The sequence below is a fragment of the Vibrio sp. A8-1 genome, assembly GCF_013048685.1.
GTDB lineage: Bacteria > Pseudomonadota > Gammaproteobacteria > Enterobacterales > Vibrionaceae > Vibrio > Vibrio metschnikovii.
Genome location: NZ_VHTC01000011.1, coordinates 1 through 23633, shown reverse-complemented (window position 1 = coordinate 23633; position 23633 = coordinate 1). Strand labels below are relative to the sequence as shown.

Here is a 23633-nt window from a genome sequence, read left to right as displayed (position 1 = left end):
ACCTTTTATTATCAAATGGTTACATGATGAGTAACACTTGGCAGCAAGCCTTCAGGCATTAAAGCATTATGTACTGCTTGTTTGAGCAACTCGTTCGCTTGTTGTATGTCTGGTGCAAAGTAGCGATCTTTATCATAAAACGATACTTTGGCGCGTAATATCTGCTTGGCCAGTTCAATGCGTTCAGAAGAGCGATGCGGCGCACGAAAATCTAATCCTTGCGCGGCTGAGAGATATTCTACCGCCAAAATCCCACGCGTATTTTCTGCCATATCACGCAGTCTTCTGGCGGCAAAGGTTGCCATGGAGACGTGATCTTCTTGATTCGCTGAAGTGGGTAAACTGTCAATCGAGGCTGGATGGGCATAGGTTTTATTTTCACTCGCTAGTGCAGCCGCGGTGACTTGGGCAATCATAAACCCTGAGTTGACACCGCCATTATCAACCAAAAAGGGCGGTAGTTTACTCAGCGCACTATCAATTAACAGCGCCATGCGTCTTTCTGACAAGCTACCAATTTCGGCTATCGCTAAGGCGAGATTATCGGCAGCCATTGCCACAGGCTCGGCATGAAAGTTACCGCCAGAGATAATATCGCCATCATCAGCAAACACCAGAGGATTATCAGATACCGCATTCGCTTCAACGCAAAGCACTTCCGCAGTTTGGCGAATTTGCTGCAAACATGCCCCCATCACTTGTGGTTGGCAGCGTAGCGAATACGGGTCTTGCACCTTTTCGCAACCTGAATGTGAATCCCCAATTTCACTACGACTATCAAGTAAATGACGATAGGCGGCTGCCGCATCCATTTGGGTACGATGACCACGCACTCGGTGTATGCGCGGGTCGAATGGTTTACGGCTACCTAACGCCGCTTCAACGGACATTGCGCCGCAGACGATTGCCGAAGCAAACAGATCTTCGGCCATAAATAAGCCTTGCAGCGCGAATGCGGTTGAGGCTTGAGTGCCATTGAGCAGCGCCAGTCCTTCTTTAGGCGCCAAAGTAATCGGTGATAGACCAGCAATGCGCAGTGCCTGAGCACCGTCAATGATCTCCCCTTGATAACGTGCCTGTCCCTCACCGAGCAATACGGTGCTCATGTGGGCGAGAGGCGCTAAGTCACCTGATGCCCCTACTGAGCCTTTTTGCGGTACGCAGGGGTAGACTTGATGATTGACTAAAGTGATTAAAGCCTCAATGACCGATAAACGTATGCCTGAGAAGCCGCGCGCTAAGCTGTTAATTTTTAACACCATCATTAAACGCACGGTGTCATCGTCCATCCATGCGCCAATGCCAGCAGCGTGGGAAAGGACAATGCTTTTTTGCAGCGTTTCTAGATCTTCAGGGGCGATTTTGGTGTTAGCCAATAAGCCAAAACCGGTATTGATCCCGTACACGGTTCGGCCTTCTGTGATCACTTGCTCGACCACTTTGGTGCTTTGTTCAATCGCTGGAATCGCGCTTGGATCTAAACTCAAGCAGACAGGGGATGAGTTAATGTGGCGCAGTTGGCTCAGCGTCATCTCGCCGGGAGTAATGGTTAAGTGATGCATGGGTTATCCTTATTATTTTAATTGAGCCAACTCTGCGTTAAGCATAGGTAAATCGAGTTTTTGTTCCGCTGCGCAGCGCTTGGCGATGTCGTAGCCAGCATCAGCATGACGCATTACCCCGGTAGCAGGATCGTTATGCAGCACTCGGGCAATGCGCTCGGCTGCATCGTCACTACCATCACAACAGATCACCATTCCTGAGTGCTGTGAAAAGCCCATACCAACGCCGCCACCATGATGAAGCGAAACCCAAGTCGCGCCGCTGGCCGTATTGAGTAGCGCATTCAATAATGGCCAATCAGAGACGGCATCAGAGCCATCAAGCATCGCTTCAGTCTCTCGGTTAGGGCTTGCCACTGAACCAGAATCTAAATGATCACGACCAATAACGATGGGCGCTTTTAGTTCGCCATTTTTGACCATTTCATTAAACGCGAGTCCCAACCGTTGACGGTCTTTTAAACCCACCCAGCAGATACGCGCTGGTAGGCCTTGAAACTGAATGCGTTCACGAGCCATATCAAGCCAATTATGTAAGTGAGGATTGTCAGGGATGAGTTCTTTAACTTTTTGATCGGTTTTATAAATATCTTCCGGATCGCCCGATAAAGCCGCCCAGCGAAACGGTCCGATGCCTTCACAAAATAAGGGACGAATATAAGCAGGAACGAAACCGGGGAAGTCGAACGCGTTAGCAACGCCCTCTTCTAAAGCCATCTGCCGAATGTTATTCCCATAATCTAAGGTTGCCGCGCCGCGTTGCTGCAAGGTGAGCATGGCTCGTACTTGAGTGGCCATTGAGGCTTTAGCGGCTGCCGTGACTTTAGCTTCATCTTCTAAGCGGCGCTGCGCGGCTTGCTCCATGCTCCAGCCTTGCGGTAAATAGCCATTGAGTGGATCATGAGCTGAAGTTTGATCGGTCACCACATCAGGCGTGATATTGCGCTCAACTAACTGCGGGAAAACATCCGCGGCATTACCTAATAAACCGACCGAAACCGGCGTCTCTGATTCATAAATAATCGCTAACGCTTCATCTAAGCTAGTGGCTTTTTTATCGACATAGCCAGTGCGTAGACGATAATCAATGCGCGATTCATCGCATTCAACGGCAATCATTGAAAATCCTGCCATGGTTGCCGCGAGTGGTTGAGCGCCGCCCATACCACCGAGCCCACCGGTTAAGATCCAGCGCCCTTTGGCTTGACCATCAAAATGTTGTTTAGCAACCGAGACAAAGGTTTCATAAGTGCCTTGGACAATGCCTTGTGAACCAATATAAATCCATGAGCCGGCGGTCATTTGCCCATACATCATCAGTCCTTGTTTATCGAGCTGATTAAAATGCTCCCAATTCGCCCAATGAGGGACTAAGTTTGAGTTGGCAATCAACACTCGTGGTGCGTTTTTATGGGTCGGGAACACTGCCACCGGTTTGCCCGATTGAATTAACAGCGTTTGATCTTCTTCAAGACGCTCTAATACCTCGACGATTTTATCGAAACATTGCCAGTTGCGCGCCGCGCGGCCAATACCACCGTATACCACTAATGCATGAGGATGTTCGGCAACCTCAGGATCTAAGTTATTCATTAACATGCGCAGTGGTGCTTCGGTCAACCAAGATTTCGCGCGCAGAGTCGTGCCGTGCGGAGCACGAATAGTGCGAGTGGTATCTAAACGAACATCGTTATTGGGTGGTTGTGACATGGTGTTGCTCCTTATTCATGGTTCCGTTTACGGGTCAAACCCTTTTTTATCATCGAGGATAGATGAATGACCCACTCAGCCAGTATGGGGGCCGGTAATGAGTGAGTCGTTTGATTGAGCTTTAAATATCATCAGAAGGAGAGTCAGTGCTCTGAACTTCAACCGATGATGGGGTAGCGTGTGACTGCTCTTGGTGCTGAGTCATGGCACTGGCGATTTCCCAACACAGACGAGCAGCAAGTCGCGCCGTTTGATTATCGATATCGTGGCTCGGGTTATATTCAGCCAGATCGGCAATCAGCAGCTTATCAATATGGTGTTGCAGTAGATGATCGAAGTAGAGATGGAAATTATCTAAACTTACGCCTTGGGCAGCAGGAGCGCTGACACCGGGGGCGGTCGCCGCTGGAAAGACATCGAGATCGATGGTTAAGTAGAGATAATCACAATCGGCGATAAATGCATCCATTTTCTCGATTAATGCAGCGTGATTGCGCTCGTTGAGGGTTTTATCATCGACATACCAAACACCAAGCTGATCGGCACGCTGGAATAGAGCGGTCGTATTGTTAGCACGGCTGACACCTAAGCAGGCGTAATGAAAATCCCAGCCGATTTGTTGGCAGTGATCAGCGATTTGCATAAACGGAGTGCCAGAGCTGGGCTTGATGGATACCTTCTCACTGCTAAAGGATCTGAGATCAAAGTGAGCATCAAAATTGATGATCGCGATCTTTGGCGTTTTCATGCCTTGTTTGAGTAAATGTTTGCCCAGTCCTTGAAAACTCGCCCACGCCACTTCGTGACCACCGCCAAGCACAATCACGGGTGAGTGTTGTAAACCGTCAGCAATTAACTGCGCACAACGGAGTTGGGACTGCTCTAAATCATCATCATGGCAGTGAATATTGCCCAAATCGCATAACGAGCTGGTATGGTGCCACGCTAAATTGGCTAATGCTTGTTTAATTAAATTCGGTGCATGTTTTGCGCCGATCCGCCCTTTATTGCGCTCAACACCGGCATCACATTCAAAGCCGACCAATGCAACGCTATGGGAGGCTTCGGTTAATTCATCAAGGTGTTTTATTTGCATAACATGGTGGACTCGCTGACCCAGTTCACCATCTTCAATATCATCACGACCTTGCCACTGATAAAGATGGGAAGGGGAAACGGAATTAGTCATGACAGAGCTCTCCATCAACCATACGGGCTTGTAAAGAAGGGATACCAACTTGATAACTCAATTCGGCAGGATGATTGAGTGACCAGAAGGCCAAATCGGCATCATAGCCGACGGCAATTTGGCCACGGCTTGCCGCGACACCTAGTGCTTGTGCTGCATGGGTGGTAACCCCACGCAGCGCTTCTTGCGGGGTTAAGCCAAACAAGGTGCAAGCCATGTTCATCATTAAGGTCAGGTCAGCAAATGGTGAAGTGCCAGGATTGATATCAGTAGCAATCGCCATGGGTACTTGATAGTAGCGTAACCATTCAATGGGTGGCTTACGTGTTTCGCGTAAAAAATAAAACGCACCGGGCAGCAAAGTCGCGACGGTCGTTGATTGCGCTAATGCTTGTACTCCAGCTTCATCGAGATACTCAATGTGATCGACCGATAGGCCGTTATAGCGCGCCGTTAAAGCGCTGCCACCGAGATTGGACAGCTGTTCTGTATGGCCTTTAATCGCTAAACCATGCTCAATGGCACACTGAAACACTTGCTCAGTTTGCTTAAGATTAAAGCCTACCGATTCACAAAACACATCCACACTGCTTGCCAATTGCTGCTCTGCCACTTGTGGAATGATGCTTTGACAGATGAAATCAACATAACTATCGGCTTTACCGGCAAACTCAGGTGGCACGGCGTGGGCGGCAAGTAGGGTGGTGGTGATTTTCACTCGGCGGTGGGCTTCCAACGCTTTCGCGGCTTTGAGCATTTTAATTTCATCATCAAGCGTCAGCCCATAGCCAGATTTGATCTCTACACTGGTGATCCCGCTGCGTAATAAACCATCTAAACGAGGCAGTGCTAACTCGATTAATTGATCTTGTGAGGCTTGGCGGGTGGCTTTCACCGTTGACATGATTCCGCCTCCTTGGGCGGCAATCGTCTGATAAGAGACGCCATTTAAGCGTTGTTCGAACTCATTGGCTCGTTGACCTGCATAAATAAGGTGCGTATGGCAATCAATCAGTCCCGGAGTGACTAACTGGCCTTGGCAATTGGTTCGCTGTGGATGGTCGGCGAAGGTGTTTGTGGTGATGTCGGCAATTTTTCCGTCACGGATGACAATTGAAAGCGGCTCACTGGGCTGATAGCCGATATCACCAGCTTGCATACTCACTATACGCGCATTGGTTAAGACGTGTTCCATTTCCCCTACTTAGCGAGCCAGAGGTTCGCGATGATACCGACTTCCTTGCTACTTGAAGCTGCAGCGACATTGGCTACGTTCGATCATCTCAATTCAATCGCTGAGTTTTCGACTGTTTGAGGACGATTTTTCCAAACAGGTAACATTAGGTCGTTAAGGATGATTTAATGTATATACAATTAATAGGATTAACGGATGATGAATGCAATGGTAATGTTACAAAAATGTGATCGACTCTATGGTTATGGATAGACAATTTTCGAACTTAATTTGTACTTACTGGCCGGATGATAGAGCTGAGCGAAGCTCACTAAATGCTCACCACTCCAAGTACGACGATTAAGCAGCAAGCAAGGTTCGTTAGCTTTGAGTAGCAACGCTTCACTGATTGGTTTGTCAGCGATCAAAGCTTCGACCGTATGCTCAATCGCACTGAGTGGGCAGGCCTCGGAAAGGTATTGGTTAGGCGTAATATGAGTAAAGTCTTGTTGAAGGTAGTCAGGGGCATGCCTAGGGTTAACCCAACGAACTTCAAGTTGTAATGGTTGATCGTTCGCGTAATGTAATATTTCACTATAAAACAATGGAGTAGAGAGCATTACCCCTAATTGAGTAGCAAGAGTTTCATCGGCAATTAAAGAGTGATGAGCGCGAACTTTATTATGATAACGCTGACCTCGACTGACGATTTCCTCGGCAATATTGCGTATATCTAACAGTGGAGATTCGGCTTTTTCTGGTGCGGCGCAGACAAAGGTGCCTAACCGTGGGCGACGTTGCAAGCGGCCTTCAGACACTAAATCTCGAATCGCTTTATTGACCGTCATGCGACTGACAGAAAATTGCTCAGTTAATTCCAATTCGGTGCTGATCCGTTCACCAACTGGCCATTGGCCGGATTCGATCTGGTGAATAATGTGCTGTTTAATTTGTTGGTACAGGGGTGAAGTAGGCATACAAATCCATTACATTTATTTATCTATACAAATGATTGATGAGCGAGCTAAAAAAAGCAAGTCTATTTGTTCGTATTTAGCGCAGGGCTATACAGATAATGTTTTTTGCGATTTAAAGCCTTAGGCTTATTCGCTATAGTGTCAGCTATTTCCAGGCTAATAAGAGAGAAAAATATGCTCGCATCCTCGACCAGCATTCCTACAGAAATGACTTTCTTTTCACGATTTGAAAGCGATATTTTAACCGGAAAAAAAGTCATCACTATTCGCGATCAAAGCGAGAAGGATTATCAACCGGGTTCTATGGTTGAAGTGAGTACCTTAGAAGAAGGGCGTTGGTTTTGCCGTTTAAAAATCATCAATGTTGAGCCGATCCAGTTTGATGACTTAAATGAGTTTCATGCTCAGCAAGAAAATATGACCTTAACTGAATTAAAACAGGTGATCAGCGATATCTATCCAGGGATAGAAGAGTTGTATGTGATTCATTACCAACTAGTCGAATAACGATCTTTGGTTATTTAACTGCCGTGCTAAGTTGATTTTTCTTTTAGGAAAAAAACAATGCCAACTCGTACTGAGTTGGCATTGTCGCTGATACCCTTCTTACTTAAAGTTTTCTGGGTATCGTCCGTTAACGAAACGAATATTAGTCACGTTTCCAACGAATATGACAAAACTTTTGTTCAGGATCTCGGCTTAGCAATAAACGTGCAAAAACGTCATCCAGTACGTCGTTACTCTCATTGACCAATCCTATGCAAATTTCTGCATAGCGCTCTTTATCGACGCTAAAGCCAACTTCCGCATCCCAATCATCACTAATATCAACCACTTCAGCTGCGCCGCGCTCATCGAACTGGGCAACAAAGAGCAGGACATCTGCTGGTTCAAGGTTATCTTCCGCCATTTCTAAGAAAATGTCGTAAGCGGTATCGATGGCTTCATCGTAAGAGAGTAAGTCTGTCATGCTCACGCTCGGTTCATGTATTTACGCTCAGCGGTATTGATCACAATGCGATCACCGTTAGCGATGTATTCAGGCACTTGCACGACCAGACCCGTGGCAAAACGCGCTGGTTTAGTACGAGAAGAAGCAGAAGCCCCTTTGATTGATGGGTCAGTTTCTTCAATCACCATCTCTACAGAAGACGGTAATTCAATGGCAACGGGTTTACCATCAACCAGTACCACTTGTAGACCTTGAATTTCTTCAGTGATAAACAGCAGTTCATCTTCGATATCGGCTTTTTTGAAGGTGAATTGTGAGTAATCTGCATTATCCATGAAGATATAATCATCACCGTCGACATAAGAGAAAGAAACATTGCGTTTGTTCATCTCTACCGTATCAAGAAAATCGTCAGATTTATAACGTTCGTCGACGCGAGCACCTGTAGTTAGGTCAGTACAACGTAATTTGTAAATTTTAGAACCGCCACGGCCACCTGGAGTGGTGACTTCGATATCTTTGATTAACAATGTTTTGCCGTTAGAAATAATCGCAAAACCTTTTTTTAGTTCACTTGCCTTTGGCATGGAAAATACCCTTTGTGCTTGATTTCGGCGCATTATAACGAATGCTTTCCCAGAAAAGAAATGCTTCATGCGCTCCTGAAAAGAAAAAGTTGTTGTGCAGTGGAAATTGTCTTGCAAGACACGGTTGGTCATGATTTGGCTATTGATTCGAACGCGCGCATAGGAGAACATAACTTTATGTTTCACTTGTTGAGTTACTTTACGACATGACCTTGTCGCCTATTGATGCCAAGCAGCCTTTCCAAATTGATTATCAACCTGCGATTAAGGAGTTGGTCTCTTTTTTGCGTGCCGGATTAGGCGAGCAGCTACATAGCGTATATCTCTATGGCAGTGTGGCACGCAAAACTGCGCGTCCCAACTTTTCAAATCTGGATGTGATTGTGGTGACTTATGGTTCAATCGAGAATACTCGTACGACGTTAATCAATACCATTCGTTGGCGTTTTCAAAAACGCTTTGCGTTTATTACTGATGTCAGTTTTAAAACCGCTGAAGTGAAAGAAGTCGCGACGTTAGACAGTTTATTTTCTTGGGGTTTTTTACTGCGCCACTGTAGTGTTTGTGTCTATGGCGATAACCTCGCAGAATGTTTTGGTGATTATGAACCAAGTTGGGAAATCGCCAAGTATTGGAATATGGATGTCGAAGATTGGCTGCTGTTTTATCGTGATAAAATAGCCAAAACCCATGATGCCGCTCAACAGGCGAACGCTCAGCAGATGATTGCTAAAAAACTGCTTCGTGCCAGCTATTCATTGGTCATGTATCAGGACAAAAATTGGTTTGATGATCCGCGTCAGTGCGGCGAGCAGTTTTTACGTTATTACCCAGAGAAACAAACCGAGGTTGATCGCTTAAAAATTTTGCTGAAAGGGCGAGTGATCCCCAAGCGTTCGGTGATTGGTTTATTAGATAGCTTTGGTCCGTGGTTAGTCAAACAGTATAAAAAAACTGAATTTAAGATTGGTTGATAGTCTGCGCATTCATTCTATTACGTTATAGAACGGTAAGTTATCAATACTTTTACTAACAACTTACCAACAGAGTCAACGTCTCTTTCTTATAATAAGCCGTATACGGTTGCTGAGATCGCAATAATCCCCATGATGACTACAAAGGTATTGCTGGTCAGTCCTCGATACTTTTCTAACGCGGGTATTTTTTGAATCGCGTACATTGGAATTATATACAAGATAAGAGCAATGATTGGACCACAGAGCACTTCTATCATTCCCAGTACCGATGGATTTAGTGTCGCGACAAGCCAAGTGGTCATCAGCATGACGATAACGGTCAACGTATTTATTGTACTGGGTTTAATGTTATAGCCTCGATGCTCAAAACCTTCACTGATTAAACGAGAACATCCTTCTTGTGCGCCAATATAAGTCCCTAAAAATGATTTAGAAATGGCGATAAAAGCGATCATCGGGGCCATGATTTCAATGACGGGCGTATCCAGATAGTTGGCTAAGTAAGAGAGAATAGTGATATTTTGTGCTTTGGCCTCGGCAAGTTGCTGTGGCGAAAGCGTGAGTACGCAACTAAGTACAAAGAACATTACGCTCGCGACCATCATCATGTGTGCGTAACCGAGAATTTGAGAACACTTTTTTTCTGCGAGTGTGTCACTATATTCTTTGCGTTTTGATTTAGCAAAGGTGGAAATAATGGGGGTGTGGCTAAAGGAGAAAACCATCACTGGAATGGTGAGTAAGAGCGTTCGCCACATATCGCCGCTGGTCACGGAGTGAAGGATAAGATCTTGGTTAAATATTGCGCCATTCCAATGCGGTATAAGATATAAAGCAAGGAGCATCAATACTGAAACGAAAGGATAGACCAGAATACTCATGGTTTTTACTATCAGTTCCTCGCCATAACGAACAATCCCAATCAGTGACATCAAAAGGCAAAATGACAGAATAAAGCGTGGCGGTGGGATTATTCCTAATTGATGCAGCATAAAGCTTTCGACAGTATTGGTGATAGAAACGCCGTAGACCAGCAAAATAGGAAAAATGGAAACAAAGTACAGTAAAGTAAAAATACGACCTGCTTTTTTTCCGAAATGTTCAGACATCACTTGGGTGATATCTGCAGCAGGATTGGTCGATGATAGAACTAAACGAGCTAAACCACGGTGAGCATAAAAGGTCATCGGAAAAGCCAGTAAGCCCATTAATATCAGAGGGATCAGTCCGCCAATGCCTGCATTAATAGGAAGAAAGAGTACACCAGCCCCAATTGCAGTACCATAAAGTCCGAGCATCCAAACGGTATCAGATTTTCGCCATGTTGAAGGTGATACGGTGGTTATCGTGACATCCTGTTGTGTCGATAGCATAGTTTTCTCCAAGTTTGCGCTGTATTTATTTTTATAGTTATGAATTATTGATAACTCTGAAATTAAGAACGACGAGGCTTACCATAAATGCGCTGAGGGAGAGAAACTGTGATCTTAATAGGCTTTCGTTTTTTCTATATAAAAGCTTTATTCCCTTACAAAGGGTAATGTTAATTATTTTCTTATTCAGAATAATGAGATGGGAAACGCGTTAATTTTTGGGGCTATTATATGAACTCGGGTTATTAAAATAACCCGAGTTGCGCGGCGGTGATTTGCTCAAACTGACGGTTAATAAAAGGCAAAATCGCATCGGCAACGGGTTTGAGTTGTTTATCAATGTAATGTTGGTAATCGATAGGGCTGGATAAGTACTGCTTAGGTTCAGGGCCATTAAGTGTCATACAGTATTCAATCGTGCCTTTATTTTGATATTGTAAAGCTCTACCTAAACTCGCATTGATTTCATCTGCTAGGCGAGCGGCGCGTACTTGAGGAGGCACGTTTTTTTGGTACTCGTGCAGCTTGCGTCGCAGGCGCTTTTGGTAGGTTAGCTGCTGATCAAACTCCCCAGCTAACGTTTGCTCAACGGTCGTGCGAATATACTCATCTGGCTGCTGATCGTGAAATATCATCCAATACAGTTCAGACTGAAAACGTTGGGCAAGAGGCGTCCAATCACTGCGGGCGCTCTCTAAGCCTTTAAACACCATTTTTTCCGCACCGGGTTCACCAATCAGGCCAGCGTAGCGCTTTTTTGACCCCGTTTCTGAGCCGCGGATGGTCGGCATTAAAAACTTGCGGTAGTGAGTTTCATACTCCAGCTCTAAAAAAGAACTTAATCCGTAGGCTTGCTGAAGATGGGTTGCCCACCACTGGTTAATGTGCCAGACCAAGTCACGTCCGATTTTGTCAGCTTGTGTTTGGATAAATGCGCCACCTAATGAAACAAAGGTTGAATCGGTATCACCATAAATGACCTGATAACCTTGCGCCTCAATTAAGGTTTTGGTCTGCTTCATGATTTCGTGGCCGCGCATGGTAATACTTGAAGCCAGACGAGTATCAAAAAACCGGCAGCCAGATGATCCAAGTACGCCATAAAAGGAGTTCATAATAATTTTGATCGCTTGCGAAAAGGCGGGTTCGTTGTTTTGCTTAGCAATATCCCGAGCGGCCCACAGTGCTTCGATCATGGCTGGCAGAAAATGGCGCTGACGATGAAATTGGCCGCCACGAAATCCAGCGGCCGCTTGATGTGGTTTATTGCCGATCTCAAGTGGTAGACCTTCAATCAGCCCTAAAGGGTCAATTAAAAACGAGCGGATAATTGAGGGATAAAGGCTTTTAAAATCAAGTAGTAGGACTGAGTCATACAAGCCAGGGCGAGAGTCCATGACATAACCACCTGGACTGGCAATCCAGTTTTCGGAGTGCAGGTTGGGCGCAACATACCCTGCTCGGTGTAGTTGAGGCAGATAGAGATTCGTAAAAGCGGCTACTGAGCCGCCAATTCTATCTAACTCTAATCCGGTTAATCGAGAGCGCTGAATAACAAAGTCTAGTAAATGAGTGTGTTGGAAAATCTTCTCGACTAAAATGCAATCTTGCAGATTGTAATGGGCGAGCTGAGGTTTATCTTGTCGGTAAAGGCGATTGATTTCTTCCATTCTATCGTGCGGCTGAGTAATGGCTTTACCTTCTCCTAACAGTTGACGGGACACGGCCTCTAAAGACCAAGAGCGAAACTGATAGGTGGCTGTTTTTAAGGTATCGATTCCATCCAGTACCACGCGTCCGGGAATGGTAATAAAACCTTGGTTCGTTTGCGCAGCTGATCGAAAATAACTGGCCTGCTTAGCTCGGCCAAGTTTGAGCTTTAATTTATGCCATTCGGCCCGCTTGTGCAGTAAGCGAAAGTCAAAATCAATCACATTCCAGCCAATGATCACGTCCGGATCAAAACGTTGAAACCAATCGACTAAAGCATTGAGTAAGTGATATTCATCGCTGACCCATTCGATAGTGGTTTCAGCGGACTGTGGCTGGCCGACCATGATCACACGGCTATCGATGGGGCTATGTAAACCGATGGAGTAGAGCAGGCCTTTCTCTGAGCATTCAATGTCTAATGAAACCACATGGAGTTGTGGTAAATAGTCCGCTTGTCGGCATTTTGCTTGACGGACTTGGCGATAGTCGCCGTAGTGGGTTATGGTGCCGGTAAACTCAAGGCTGCCTTGAATGAATCGTTCCATTAAATAGCGATCCGCCAGTTTAATATCGGCTTCTAAAGTGATGATATTCTCATGGTGGAGCGCTTGAGCCAGTTTGGATGCTTGATAATGGCTCGCAAAATAACAACCTGCCAGTGACTGTTGGTTAAAGTCTTTAAGCTCAAGAGGCCGAATATCAACGGTTATTTGCTGTTGTTTGGCGATGGCTTGGCAAGCTTGAATCTGCGTTTGTTCGATAAAAAACACCGCTTGTTCGCCCTCGATAATCAACTGTGTTGGCCCTTGATTTGTCGCCAGCCACAACTCAATGTGACTTTTACCGTTGATATCTTTTGCTTGGCGGGTGAGGACAAAACCTGATTCGAGAGTCACAGTCAACCTTATTGATGGCAGTATTTAGGCAGAAGATATCTTCCTTTGCTACTTGTCGTCTATCTGTAACATCAAGTCGTTTGGGGATACCTAAAAAATAGCAGAAGATAATACCATCTTCTGCTATTCGCGTCAGGACGCGTTGAGGTCGGTGTAATTTGAGGTTTTGCCTATAGTGGACCTTACCAAGTTCATGATATTTCTAAACTAAAGTGAACATTATTATAATGGGCTACTGCGATTTACTTGTCGCGCTTAGTAATAAAAATAACCAGTGACTTTTGCACTCATTTCTTCTTGTTGCCAATGCTGATAGCGAATTTCACTGCGCAGTGCCCAATGACGAGCAAGACTCCAGTTCCACGTTAAATTAATCTGGCTATGATGATCGGCAGCGCTATTCAATAAAGCCAAGTATTGTCCCTGTAACCCTAAACGGTGCTTGTCTGCCACTTGCCAGAGGACGCCTGCTTCCATACCCACACCGGTGGTAAGACGATAATCGGTCAGTGAACCATGATTGAATGCCAGTGAGGCTAATCCATAGCTGTGTAAGTTATTGGGGTCACCCCATGCCTGACCATAACCACCTTGCACAAACATAGCTATTTCTGCTGACGCTAGATTAGTAAATTTCCAATCTGTATTGAAATCATTGACTTTCTGGGTTAAGGCAATTTTGTTGAATGGCTGCTTGCTGAAGTGCATTAAGTTCACCACTTAATCTAGCAAACTCAGCTTCTTGATCTTTGTTGCCACCGATGAACCAAATTGTATAAGGTGTTATTACTAGAAGTTTATCTCGACTCGCTTTACTATCAATGCGCCCTCCTAATTCAGAAACCCTTACGCGAAGACGCTGTTCTTCGGCTGCAATTTGATTGCAACTATTACCTTGAAAAATTAGAGGGGATACATAACTGGGAGTTATATCTTTAGAAGCTGTCGCACAACCTGTTAACAAAAAAACAAAAAAAATATATAAATTTTTCACTGTAGAAATCCTTTATCTTACCTTTCTGGCTATATCATATTAAAAAGAATATATTCTTAATTTTCAATATTCTATTCTGAGAGTTGTTGTTTGTACATTAAAGTACACAGTTTATTAAAGAAATACTTGCCAAATACTTCTATTCAGCACATATTCATTGGCAGCGAGCTAGCCATTTAGGTTAGACTAAGCAGCCATGCTGCATCTTTAATATGATAAAGTGCAGAGCGAATAGATAAGTGTGGAGATACAAGTTTGATCAATGTTTTCCTTGTAGATGATCACGAGCTGGTTCGCACAGGGATACGACGTATTATTGAAGACGTCCGTGGAATGAACGTAGTAGGGGAAGCGGATAGCGGTGAAGATGCAGTAAAATGGTGTCGTAGTAATAACACTGATATTGTATTAATGGATATGAATATGCCCGGTATTGGTGGATTGGAAGCCACTAAGAAGATTTTACGTTTTAATCCAGACGTAAAAATCATTGTGCTCACTATTCATACTGAGAATCCGTTCCCAACCAAAGTGATGCAAGCTGGTGCTGCTGGTTATTTGACCAAAGGTGCCGCGCCCGATGAAATGGTGAACGCTATTCGTATTGTGAATAGTGGCCAGCGATATATTTCTCCTGAAATCGCTCAGCAAATGGCATTAAGCCAGTTTTCACCCGCCTCTGAAAATCCGTTTGCTGGTCTATCAGAACGTGAGCTACAAATCATGATGATGATCACTAAAGGCCAAAAAGTAACCGATATTTCTGAGCAACTCAATCTTAGTCCAAAGACAGTCAATAGCTATCGTTATCGTTTGTTTGCCAAGCTAGATATTAACGGAGATGTTGAGTTAACCCATTTAGCCATTCGACATGGGATGCTCGATACAGAGAAGTTGTAGTGGCTGATTTCGATTCTGCTTCCTTTTTAAAAAATGTCACCCATCAGCCCGGTGTGTACCGTATGTATAACACTGAGGCTGAGGTGATTTATGTTGGTAAAGCCAAAGATCTTAAAAAGCGACTGTCTAGCTATTTTCGTAGTAAAGTTGATAGTGAAAAGACCCGAGCTTTAGTCAGTCATATCAATAAAATTGACGTCACGGTTACTCATACTGAAACCGAAGCGTTGATCCTCGAACATAACTACATCAAGCAGTATTTACCTAAATACAATGTGTTGCTGCGGGATGATAAATCTTATCCTTATATCTTCATCAGTGCGCACAAGCATCCTCGTCTCTCTGCGCATCGCGGTGCAAAAAAACGCAAAGGTGAGTATTTTGGCCCTTATCCAGATTCTGGTGCGGTGCGAGAAACGTTGCACCTGATTCAAAAAATATTCCCAGTGCGGCAATGTGAAGATACCGTGTACAGCAATCGTGTTCGCCCTTGCTTAATGTATCAAATCGGTCGTTGTGCGGCTCCTTGTGTGAGTAGCCTTATTTCTGATGCAGATTATGCCGAGTTAGTGAACTGTGTACGGCTGTTCTTGCAAGGAAAAGATAAGCAAGTTTTGGAAGTGTTGGTTCGAAAAATGGAGACGGCTAGTCAGGCGTTACGTTTTGAAGATGCAGCAAAGTTTCGTGACCAAATTCAAGCGATTCGCCGTGTGCAGGAGCAGCAGTTTGTAGCAGAAGATTCACAAGATGATCTGGACGTGCTTGGTTTTGCGCAAGAGAAAGGGTTGGCCTGTATCCATATTTTGATGATCCGCCAAGGTAAAGTTTTGGGGAGTCGGAGCTTTTTTCCAAAAATCCCAGCCAATACCGAGTCGCAAGAAGTCTTCGAAAGTTTTTTAAGCCAATACTATCTTAATCATACTGATAGCCGAGTGGTTCCGAGTCGAATTATTCTTAATCAGGGGTTATTAAAAGAGACCAAACCATTACAGCTGGCGTTGCGTGAATTAGCTGGGCATAACGTTCATTTTCATGTGAGTCCGACGGGGACACGTGGCCAATACTTGAAGTTATCAAATACCAATGCATTGAGCGCGATGACCAGTAAGCTTAATCACAAGATGACCATTCAGCAGCGTGTTAATGAGCTTCAACGTGTATTAGGTATAGATAATGTAACTCGTATGGAATGTTTTGATATTTCTCACACCATGGGAGAAAGCACAGTTGCCTCTTGTGTGGTATTTAATCAAGAGGGGCCACTCAAAGCAGAATATCGCCGTTTTAATATCACTGGAATTACTGGTGGTGATGATTACGCAGCCATGGCCCAAGCTTTAGAGCGTCGTTACGCAAAGCAATTGGATGTGGATAAAATTCCGGATGTGATATTTATTGATGGTGGTAAAGGTCAGCTCAATCGCGCGCTACAGATCATTACTCAGTGTTGGCAAGATTGGCCGAAGCGACCAAAATTGATTGGTATCGCGAAAGGAATTAGTCGTAAACCTGGTCTTGAGACATTAATCACTACGGAGGGAGACGAATTTCATTTACCTAGCGATGCGCCTGCATTACACCTTATCCAACATATTCGTGATGAAAGCCATAATCATGCCATTACTGGACATCGCGCTAAACGGGGTAAAACTCGACGAACCAGTACTTTGGAAGGGATTGAAGGCGTTGGACCTAAACGTCGTCAAGCTTTATTGAAATACATGGGTGGTTTACAGGAAATCAAGCGTGCAACGGTTGAAGAAATCGCCAAGGTGCCGGGTATTAGTCACTCTTTAGCAGAAATTATTTATCAGGCATTGAAACCATAGTCAAAATGCAGCACCATTAACGCGCCATTGATCAGAGCCTAACATTATGCGTTTAAATATTCCTAACATCTTGTCGTTATTGAGACTTTTTCTCATCCCTGTTTTTATTGTTGTTTTTTATTTGCCTTATAGCTGGTCTCCTTTTGCTGCAGCAATGATTTTTTTTGTGGCTGGTTTTACCGATTGGTTAGATGGCATGTTGGCGAGGAAGCTTGACCAAACATCGCGTTTTGGTGCGTTTATTGATCCGGTTGCTGATAAGGTTCTTGTCGCTACTGCGCTGATTTTGATCACCGAGTATTATCATTCAATATGGATAACCATCCCCGCGGTGACCATGATTGGGCGAGAAATTATTATTTCAGCATTAAGAGAATGGATGGCTGAAATCGGTAAGCGCGCTAGTGTGGCCGTTTCTTGGATTGGTAAAGTAAAAACCGTCAGTCAAATGTTTGCATTGTGGATTTTGATTTGGCGTTATGACCAATGGATGGTGTGGTTAGGATTCATTGCCTTATACATTGCGACCATTTTAACGTATTGGTCAATGGCGCAATATTTAGCAGCGGCGAAAAATGATTTGCTAAATGAAGAACATCACTAGAAAAGCGGGCATCGGCCCGTTTCTCTATTTTTAAACACCGCCGAGTTGGATGTCAACTGAGCTTGGTTGCGATTGTTTTTTAATAACGTGTTTTTTGTTGATTAATGATCGTCGCTTATTGTTCGATAAAGAGTAATCAAAAGCCGAGTAAAAATGGATTTTTGCTCGTTATGTTCTGGATAAATAGAGACTTTTTGCTAAAAAAATAAACAAAAAACCCATTTTTGAATGCAAAGTAATCAAACGATTCAAAAAGCAAAAAAATTCTATTGACTGATCGCATCGAATCCGTAGAATGCATCCCGTACTCAAGAGCAACGCGATAAAGAAGCAAGCGGTTTGAGTTTCGAAGGCGCGTTGGCAGAGTGGCCATGCAGCGGATTGCAAATCCGTGAACCTCGGTTCGACTCCGGGACGCGCCTCCATTGCGACACTAGCTCAGTTGGTAGAGCGCAACCTTGCCAAGGTTGAGGTCACGAGTTCGAACCTCGTGTGTCGCTCCAGATTATATCAGTATGGCGAAAGCGGTGCTGAGATTAAAAAATTAGTGTGCCCTGGTGGTGAAATTGGTAGACACAAGGGATTTAAAATCCCTCGACTTTCGAGTCGTGCCGGTTCAAGTCCGGCCCGGGGCACCATTTATAACGAGCAACGTGATAAAGTCACTTGCTTAATGCGACACTAGCTCAGTTGGTAGAGCGCAACCTTGCCAAGGTTGAGGTCACGAGTTCGAACCTCGTGTGTCGCTCCAAAACAAAAAAGCCCAGCCAAAAATGGTTGGGCTTTTTTTATGTTAACTGTTTTCTGTTGAAAAAGACTTACGTTTTAATAGATAGCATCATATTCAGATTTGCTGATGTCCGATTGATTGAACTATAGCCTAGGAAACCTATTCAATACTGGAGTACACAAGCAGTGACTAAGAGACCAGTAGTGAGTAGCCAATATCTTGTTTGTCTTTGATATCTTGTTTAAAAAACTGATAGCAGAATTCACGAAACCAGCGATGTTCAAGTGAGTGATGGTGTTTTGCATGCCAAAGTAAGTAATAATCGTGCTGAGGCAGCTCATAAGGCGTAGGAAAAAGGGTCACTGGGTGCCCTTGGGCATATTGAGCGGCGATATGTAATGGTAACGTAACCAAGCAGTCGGTACCAATCATGGTTTCAATGGCAAGACGAATTGAAGGTAACGTGGCAAAGATCCGACGTTTTTTTCGATAGCGTTGAAATAACGTATCAACTTGTAAGCTTTCCGTATGAAGTCCACTGACTAAAATATGCCTTGCTCGAAAGTAGTCATCAAGTGTGAGTGTTGTATTTTGCTCGATATGCTGTGACCAACGACAGACGACATACTGATCACTGGCTAATTTTTTACCATGTAAGTTTTCAGGGACAATAACAGATAATGTGGCGAGTAAATCTACTTGGCTTTCGGCTAACTCGCTGAGTGCACGATCTTGCCATAGTGTTGTATTGAGTCTAGCTCTGGGGGCTTGCTGATGAAATTCTCGGCAAAGTTGGGGCAGAATATCTGGTGAAATAAAATGATTGAGCGCGAGATTAAATGGCCGCTGAATTTTATGCACTTCACAATCGGCAGGTTGATAAAGTTGTTCCAGTTGTGTAAATACGGAGGGGAGAAGTACCAGTAATGATTCTCCCCGTTTGGTTAATATAAATTGCTGTCCTTGCCTGATAAGTAACGGATCCTGAAACTCTTCGCGCAGTTGTTTAAGCGTTTTGCTGATAGCGGGTTGAGTAACGTTCAGTTTTTTAGCTGCATCAGTGAGATTTTTGGTCTCTAATAGGGCATATAGGGTCGGCAGCAATTTATAGTTATGCATAGTATCCTGATTATAACTTTTTCATCATCCAAACATCACAGCCACCATGTTCAGTACCTTCGAGAGGTTTTGATAGGTGCTCAAAACCTAATCGTTCATACAATGTGATAGCTGAAGACATACTAGAAAGGGTATCAAGATAACAGTACTGAAACCCTTGAGATTTAGCAAATTCGAGACAGCGTTCGGCGATGATTCTTCCGCCGCCGTAACCCCGGCTTTTGGCTAGTAAGAACAACTTTTTTAATTCGCAAATACTCCCACTATCTTGAAAAGGTGCTATTCCACCCCCTCCAACAATATCATTATCTAATAGAGCAACAAGATATAGGCTATGCCTATCCTGAGTGTAGTACTTACTCATAGTTAAAACTTCTTCATCAGCAGGTCCAAAACCTTCGCCGACCGCACCAAATTCAGCACCGACTTGTTTAATAATTTGGCAAATTGCAGCGTCGTGTTCTGCTTCAATGGGTAAAATTGTTAATGGCATCATCAACCTCTGGTTATAATCTTTGTGGGTCTAACCATAACGGGCAGCGTCATTTGAACAAAATCAATTTATGACAAAATCACTATAACTAAAAGTTATTTTGCAACTGCCTAACTTGATGAGTTAGCGATGAATAAACACGCAAAAAATGAAGGAAATGTGATTTCAATTTGGCTTTGACAGCGGCTTTCGTTACTATGTACAGCTTACTAAAAACCCCAAGAATCCCTTAATTCCCTCACGGGTGCCTTAAGGAAACTGCGCATCAGCAGACGAGGAAACAATGCAACATCTACAACAGATTATTGCTAACGCGACAGCAGCTATTAATGCTGCGGAGTCGTTAGTTGCACTGGATGAAGTGCGTGTTCATTATCTGGGCAAAAAGGGTGAGCTAACGGCTCAACTGCAAAGCCTAGGTAAATTACCACCAGAAGAGCGTCGTACCGCAGGTCAAGAGATCAACGTTGCCAAAGAAACCGTACAAAAAGCGATTTCACTGCGTAAAGATGCTTTACAACGCGCCGAATTAGAAGCGAAGTTGGCGGCTGAAACGATTGACGTGACTTTACCTGGTCGCCGTATTGATAATGGTGGTTTACACCCAGTCACTCGCACGATTGAACGCATCGAAAACTTTTTTGGTGAATTAGGCTTTAGCGTTGAGTCTGGCCCTGAGGTTGAAGATGCCTTCCATAACTTTGATGCGTTAAATATTGCTGCCGATCATCCGGCGCGTACCGATCACGATACCTTCTTTTTTAATCCTGATTTAATGCTGCGTACTCACACTTCTGGCGTACAGATCCGCACGATGGAAAACGGTAAACCACCGTTCCGCTTTATTGCTCCAGGTCGTGTGTATCGTAATGATTATGATCAGACTCATACGCCAATGTTCCATCAAGTCGAAGGCATGTTGGTCGATGAAAAGGTTAACTTTGCTCAACTTAAAGGCATTTTACACGATTTTCTATGCAACTTCTTTGAAGAAGAAGTTGAGGTGCGTTTCCGTCCATCTTATTTTCCTTTTACCGAGCCCTCCGCTGAAGTGGATGTGAAAGGTAAGAACGGTAAATGGTTAGAAGTACTGGGTTGCGGTATGGTTCATCCTAATGTATTGCGCAGTGTCGGTATTGACCCTGAGCAGTACTCAGGTTTTGCCTTTGGTATGGGAGTAGAGCGTTTAACGATGTTGCGTTATGGCGTGAACGATCTACGTTCGTTTTTCGAAAACGACCTGCGTTTCCTTAAACAATTCAAGTAATCCAGAGGCTTATCACTATGAAATTTAGCGAATCTTGGCTTCGTGAGTGGGTAAACCCTGCGGTTAGCACTGACGAATTGACTCATCAAATTACTATGGCAGGGTTAGAAGTCGATGACGTTCTCCCTGTTGCTGGCGTGTTTAACGGTGTTAAAGTTGGCCAAGTGGTTGAATGTGGTCAACATCCTGACGCTGATAAACTGCGTATCACTAAAGTCGATGTCGGTGAAGACGAATTACTCGATATCGTTTGTGGCGCAGCCAACTGCCGTCAAGGCTTGAAAGTCGCGGTTGCTACCGTTGGTGCTGTACTGCCTGGCGATTTCAAAATTAAGAAAGCCAAATTACGTGGCCAGCCTTCTCACGGCATGTTGTGTTCATTCTCAGAGTTAGGGATTGACATTGAATCAGACGGGATTATGGAATTAGCGCAAGATGCGCCGATTGGCTGTGATTTTCGTGAGTTTTTAGGTCTTAATGATGTCACTATCGATGTCGACCTTACGGCTAACCGTGCTGATTGTTTCAGCTTGCGTGGATTGGCGCGTGAAGTTGGCGTACTTAACCGTCTGGATATTATTGAGCCATCGGTTGCTCCTGTAGCGGCGTCAATTAACGATACCCTAACGATTGATATCCAAGCACCTGCGGCTTGTCCGCGTTATCTTGGGCGAATTGTCAAAAACGTTAATGTGAACGCCGCCACTCCATTATGGATGCAGGAAAAGTTACGCCGTTGCGGTATTCGTTCGATCGATCCGATTGTCGACATCACTAACTATGTGATGCTAGAGCAAGGCCAGCCAATGCATGCGTTTGATTTGGCAAAGATTGAGGGCGGTATTGTGGTACGTCTTGCCGAGCAAGATGAAAAGCTAACTCTTCTCGATGGCACAGAAGCGACGCTCAATCCTGATACCTTATTGATTGCTGACCATAACAAACCACTGGCGATTGCCGGTGTATTTGGTGGTGAGCATTCTGGGGTAAGTTCAAGCACGCAAGATGTGTTATTAGAGTCGGCTTTCTTCGCGCCAGATCATATCCGCGGTCGTGCTCGTCGTTATGGATTACATACTGATTCGTCGATGCGCTTTGAACGTGGTGTAGACTACGAGTTACAGCAAGCGGCTCTTGAGCGTGCTACCCAACTATTGATTGATATTTGTGGTGGTCAAGCGGCTCCTATTGTTGCTGCACAATCTGATCAGCATCTCCCAAGTGCGAATCAAGTGACTCTACGTCGGACGACATTGGATAATTTACTTGGCCATACTATTGCCGATGCCGATGTGGTCGAAATTCTACAACGTCTTGGCATGCAAGTAGAAACCACGTCACAAGGTTGGCAAGCGACTGCACCAACTTGGCGTTTTGATATCGCTATCGAGCAAGATTTAGTTGAAGAAATCGGCCGTATTTATGGCTATGACAATATTCCTAATCAAGCTCCTCAAGCGGCATTGAATATGAATGCCCACAAAGAAGCGCGTTTACCGCTCAAGCGTGTGCGTGATTTGTTAGTGGATCGTGGTTATCACGAAGCTATCACATATAGCTTTGTTGAACCGGAACAGCAAAAACTAGTGGTTCCGAATATAGAACCCCTCATTTTACCAAACCCAATTTCTGCCGATATGTCAGCGATGCGCCTTAGTTTAATCCAAGGCTTGCTGAATACGGTGGTGCACAACCAGAAACGTCAACAGCCGCGCGTACGCTTGTTTGAGCAAGGTTTGCGTTTTATTCCCGATCAAGCTGCTGAAAATGGTATGCGTCAAGAGCCTATGCTGGCTGGTGTGATCGCTGGTACTCGTGGTGATGAACATTGGAACATGGAAACGGCTAGCGTTGATTTCTTTGATTTAAAAGGCGATGTAGAAGCAATCCTCGATTTAACTGCGAATGGCCGAGCTTATCAGTTTACGGCAACGCAGCATCCGGCATTGCATCCTGGTCAGGCGGCTGCGATTGTGCTGGATGGTAAAGAGATCGGCGTGATTGGTACCGTTCATCCAGAACTTGAGCGTAAATTTGGTTTAAATGGTCGTACAATCGTATTTGAAATCGAATGGTCAGCGATTAATACCAAAGTGATCCCTGAAGCCGTCGCTCTATCTAAGTTCCCTGCAAATCGCCGTGATATTGCTCTGGTTGTCGATCAATATGTTGCTTCTGGTGACATCGTTGCTACTTGTCAATCGGCGGGTGGCTCGTTATTACGCGATGCTAAACTGTTCGATGTTTACGTTGGTAAAGGTGTTGAGGAGGGTAAGAAGAGCTTAGCTATTGCGCTTATCTTACAATCGGCAGAGCGAACGCTAGAAGATGCGGATATCACTGCTGCAGTGAACAATATTGTTCAAGCGGTGGCTGAACAGTACTCTGCAACACTGCGAGACTAAATAGATAAGATACATTCAGTAAACCAAAAAGCAGATCAAGTCGATCTGCTTTTTTTGTATAGAGAAAACCCCCAGCTAGGCTGGGGGTTCCGTAAAGCTTTCAGCTATAAGTCAGTTATAAAGCCCCTTTCAATTTGTTAAAACACTCTTGCGGTCTGGCAACTGCGAGAGTTAAACGAAAA

At 44.5% G+C, this 23633-nt stretch carries 20 protein-coding genes and 4 tRNA genes; 11 read left to right on the top strand and 13 right to left on the bottom strand.

What is annotated here, in order from left to right; all coding sequences use genetic code 11:
- Window positions 1-11 precede the first annotated feature (11 nt).
- From hutH to hutC, 5 genes are all read right to left on the bottom strand, one after another.
- Entirely contained in the window at window positions 12-1562 is a 1551-nt protein-coding gene (gene hutH, locus FKN93_RS08020) for a histidine ammonia-lyase (RefSeq protein WP_004395436.1), read from the bottom strand.
- A 12-nt stretch (window positions 1563-1574) separates the two neighbouring features.
- Window positions 1575-3272, bottom strand: a complete 1698-nt coding sequence (hutU, locus tag FKN93_RS08015; protein WP_004395435.1) for a urocanate hydratase — start codon at window positions 3270-3272, stop codon at window positions 1575-1577.
- A 121-nt stretch (window positions 3273-3393) separates the two neighbouring features.
- Window positions 3394-4461, bottom strand: coding sequence for a formimidoylglutamase (hutG, locus tag FKN93_RS08010; protein ID WP_170904820.1), 1068 nt, complete (start codon window positions 4459-4461; stop codon window positions 3394-3396).
- Window positions 4454-5656: an imidazolonepropionase gene (hutI, locus tag FKN93_RS08005; protein WP_170904819.1), complete on the bottom strand. Its 1203-nt coding sequence runs from the start codon at window positions 5654-5656 to the stop codon at window positions 4454-4456. The genes hutG and hutI overlap by 8 nt, the downstream gene beginning before the upstream one ends.
- Before the next feature lie 242 nt (window positions 5657-5898).
- Complete coding sequence (gene hutC / locus FKN93_RS08000; RefSeq protein ID WP_154168401.1) at window positions 5899-6612, bottom strand: histidine utilization repressor; 714 nt, start codon at window positions 6610-6612, stop codon at window positions 5899-5901.
- 207 nt (window positions 6613-6819) lie between these two features.
- Between hutC and yqfB the strand changes: the two genes are divergently transcribed.
- Window positions 6820-7119: a N(4)-acetylcytidine aminohydrolase gene (gene yqfB, locus FKN93_RS07995; protein ID WP_212752454.1), complete on the top strand. Its 300-nt coding sequence runs from the start codon at window positions 6820-6822 to the stop codon at window positions 7117-7119.
- Between the two features lie 142 nt (window positions 7120-7261).
- On the opposite strand, the gene FKN93_RS07990 is transcribed toward yqfB, so the two are convergent.
- Window positions 7262-7582, bottom strand: coding sequence for an HI1450 family dsDNA-mimic protein (locus tag FKN93_RS07990; RefSeq protein WP_004395430.1), 321 nt, complete (start codon window positions 7580-7582; stop codon window positions 7262-7264).
- Window positions 7583-7584: 2 nt separating this feature from the next.
- Window positions 7585-8151: an elongation factor P-like protein YeiP gene (gene yeiP, locus FKN93_RS07985; RefSeq protein WP_004395429.1), complete on the bottom strand. Its 567-nt coding sequence runs from the start codon at window positions 8149-8151 to the stop codon at window positions 7585-7587.
- 206 nt (window positions 8152-8357) lie between these two features.
- Here yeiP and FKN93_RS07980 point away from each other — a divergent pair, with 206 nt between their 5' ends.
- Complete coding sequence (locus tag FKN93_RS07980; protein WP_158138354.1) at window positions 8358-9125, top strand: nucleotidyltransferase domain-containing protein; 768 nt, start codon at window positions 8358-8360, stop codon at window positions 9123-9125.
- 89 nt (window positions 9126-9214) lie between these two features.
- Here FKN93_RS07980 and FKN93_RS07975 read toward each other — a convergent pair whose 3' ends face one another.
- From FKN93_RS07975 to FKN93_RS07960, 4 genes are all read right to left on the bottom strand, one after another.
- Window positions 9215-10501 (bottom strand): HAAAP family serine/threonine permease, encoded by a 1287-nt coding sequence (locus tag FKN93_RS07975; RefSeq protein WP_170904818.1) that lies wholly within the window; start codon window positions 10499-10501, stop codon window positions 9215-9217.
- A gap of 245 nt (window positions 10502-10746) precedes the next feature.
- The gene (locus FKN93_RS07970) at window positions 10747-13110 is read right to left on the bottom strand and encodes a DNA polymerase II (protein WP_170904817.1); all 2364 of its coding nucleotides are present in this window, start codon (window positions 13108-13110) and stop codon (window positions 10747-10749) included.
- A 255-nt stretch (window positions 13111-13365) separates the two neighbouring features.
- Window positions 13366-13818 carry a hypothetical protein gene (locus FKN93_RS07965; RefSeq protein ID WP_212755144.1) on the bottom strand — a complete coding sequence of 151 codons (453 nt, stop codon included), beginning with the start codon at window positions 13816-13818 and terminating at the stop codon, window positions 13366-13368.
- On the bottom strand, window positions 13763-14104 hold the full coding sequence (locus FKN93_RS07960) for a hypothetical protein (protein WP_170904816.1): 342 nt from the start codon (window positions 14102-14104) through the stop codon (window positions 13763-13765). Before FKN93_RS07960 ends, FKN93_RS07965 begins: the two co-directional genes overlap by 56 nt.
- Before the next feature lie 255 nt (window positions 14105-14359).
- On the opposite strand from FKN93_RS07960, the gene uvrY reads away from it, so the two are divergent.
- The 7 genes from uvrY to FKN93_RS07925 all read left to right on the top strand — a co-directional run bounded on the left by uvrY (window position 14360) and on the right by FKN93_RS07925 (window position 18188).
- Window positions 14360-15004 (top strand): UvrY/SirA/GacA family response regulator transcription factor, encoded by a 645-nt coding sequence (uvrY, locus tag FKN93_RS07955; RefSeq protein WP_154168391.1) that lies wholly within the window; start codon window positions 14360-14362, stop codon window positions 15002-15004.
- On the top strand, window positions 15004-16833 hold the full coding sequence (gene uvrC / locus FKN93_RS07950; protein WP_170904815.1) for an excinuclease ABC subunit UvrC: 1830 nt from the start codon (window positions 15004-15006) through the stop codon (window positions 16831-16833). The genes uvrY and uvrC overlap by 1 nt, the downstream gene beginning before the upstream one ends.
- A gap of 46 nt (window positions 16834-16879) precedes the next feature.
- Window positions 16880-17437 (top strand): CDP-diacylglycerol--glycerol-3-phosphate 3-phosphatidyltransferase, encoded by a 558-nt coding sequence (gene pgsA, locus FKN93_RS07945; protein ID WP_040904360.1) that lies wholly within the window; start codon window positions 16880-16882, stop codon window positions 17435-17437.
- A gap of 351 nt (window positions 17438-17788) precedes the next feature.
- Window positions 17789-17862, top strand: a tRNA-Cys gene (locus FKN93_RS07940).
- A 2-nt stretch (window positions 17863-17864) separates the two neighbouring features.
- Window positions 17865-17940: transfer RNA gene (locus FKN93_RS07935), tRNA-Gly, on the top strand.
- A gap of 48 nt (window positions 17941-17988) precedes the next feature.
- Window positions 17989-18075 (top strand) — tRNA-Leu (locus FKN93_RS07930).
- Between the two features lie 37 nt (window positions 18076-18112).
- A tRNA-Gly gene (locus FKN93_RS07925) sits at window positions 18113-18188 on the top strand.
- A 168-nt stretch (window positions 18189-18356) separates the two neighbouring features.
- Here FKN93_RS07925 and FKN93_RS07920 read toward each other — a convergent pair.
- Both FKN93_RS07920 and FKN93_RS07915 read right to left on the bottom strand, forming a co-directional pair.
- Window positions 18357-19286: a LysR family transcriptional regulator gene (locus FKN93_RS07920; protein ID WP_004395420.1), complete on the bottom strand. Its 930-nt coding sequence runs from the start codon at window positions 19284-19286 to the stop codon at window positions 18357-18359.
- Between the two features lie 10 nt (window positions 19287-19296).
- On the bottom strand, window positions 19297-19779 hold the full coding sequence (locus FKN93_RS07915) for a GNAT family N-acetyltransferase (protein WP_040904846.1): 483 nt from the start codon (window positions 19777-19779) through the stop codon (window positions 19297-19299).
- A gap of 283 nt (window positions 19780-20062) precedes the next feature.
- Here FKN93_RS07915 and pheS point away from each other — a divergent pair, with 283 nt between their 5' ends.
- Together pheS and pheT are read left to right on the top strand one after the other, a co-directional pair.
- Window positions 20063-21046 (top strand): phenylalanine--tRNA ligase subunit alpha, encoded by a 984-nt coding sequence (gene pheS, locus FKN93_RS07910; protein WP_154168385.1) that lies wholly within the window; start codon window positions 20063-20065, stop codon window positions 21044-21046.
- A gap of 17 nt (window positions 21047-21063) precedes the next feature.
- Window positions 21064-23451, top strand: coding sequence for a phenylalanine--tRNA ligase subunit beta (pheT, locus tag FKN93_RS07905; RefSeq protein WP_170904814.1), 2388 nt, complete (start codon window positions 21064-21066; stop codon window positions 23449-23451).
- Window positions 23452-23633 lie beyond the last annotated feature (182 nt).

Excerpts from the sequence above, each read along its gene's own strand:
- hutH (WP_004395436.1), bottom strand. The coding sequence starts at position 1,562 with ATGCATCACTTAACCATTACTCCCGGCGAGATGACGCTGAGCCAACTG.
- hutU (WP_004395435.1), bottom strand. The coding sequence starts at position 3,272 with ATGTCACAACCACCCAATAACGATGTTCGTTTAGATACCACTCGCACT.
- hutG (WP_170904820.1), bottom strand. The coding sequence starts at position 4,461 with ATGACTAATTCCGTTTCCCCTTCCCATCTTTATCAGTGGCAAGGTCGT.
- hutI (WP_170904819.1), bottom strand. The coding sequence starts at position 5,656 with ATGGAACACGTCTTAACCAATGCGCGTATAGTGAGTATGCAAGCTGGT.
- hutC (WP_154168401.1), bottom strand. The coding sequence starts at position 6,612 with ATGCCTACTTCACCCCTGTACCAACAAATTAAACAGCACATTATTCAC.
- yqfB (WP_212752454.1), top strand. The coding sequence starts at position 6,820 with ATGACTTTCTTTTCACGATTTGAAAGCGATATTTTAACCGGAAAAAAA.
- FKN93_RS07990 (WP_004395430.1), bottom strand. The coding sequence starts at position 7,582 with ATGACAGACTTACTCTCTTACGATGAAGCCATCGATACCGCTTACGAC.
- yeiP (WP_004395429.1), bottom strand. The coding sequence starts at position 8,151 with ATGCCAAAGGCAAGTGAACTAAAAAAAGGTTTTGCGATTATTTCTAAC.
- FKN93_RS07980 (WP_158138354.1), top strand. The coding sequence starts at position 8,358 with ATGACCTTGTCGCCTATTGATGCCAAGCAGCCTTTCCAAATTGATTAT.
- FKN93_RS07975 (WP_170904818.1), bottom strand. The coding sequence starts at position 10,501 with ATGCTATCGACACAACAGGATGTCACGATAACCACCGTATCACCTTCA.
- FKN93_RS07965 (WP_212755144.1), bottom strand. The coding sequence starts at position 13,818 with ATGCACTTCAGCAAGCAGCCATTCAACAAAATTGCCTTAACCCAGAAA.
- pgsA (WP_040904360.1), top strand. The coding sequence starts at position 16,880 with ATGCGTTTAAATATTCCTAACATCTTGTCGTTATTGAGACTTTTTCTC.
- FKN93_RS07920 (WP_004395420.1), bottom strand. The coding sequence starts at position 19,286 with ATGCATAACTATAAATTGCTGCCGACCCTATATGCCCTATTAGAGACC.
- FKN93_RS07915 (WP_040904846.1), bottom strand. The coding sequence starts at position 19,779 with ATGCCATTAACAATTTTACCCATTGAAGCAGAACACGACGCTGCAATT.
- pheS (WP_154168385.1), top strand. The coding sequence starts at position 20,063 with ATGCAACATCTACAACAGATTATTGCTAACGCGACAGCAGCTATTAAT.
- pheT (WP_170904814.1), top strand. The coding sequence starts at position 21,064 with ATGAAATTTAGCGAATCTTGGCTTCGTGAGTGGGTAAACCCTGCGGTT.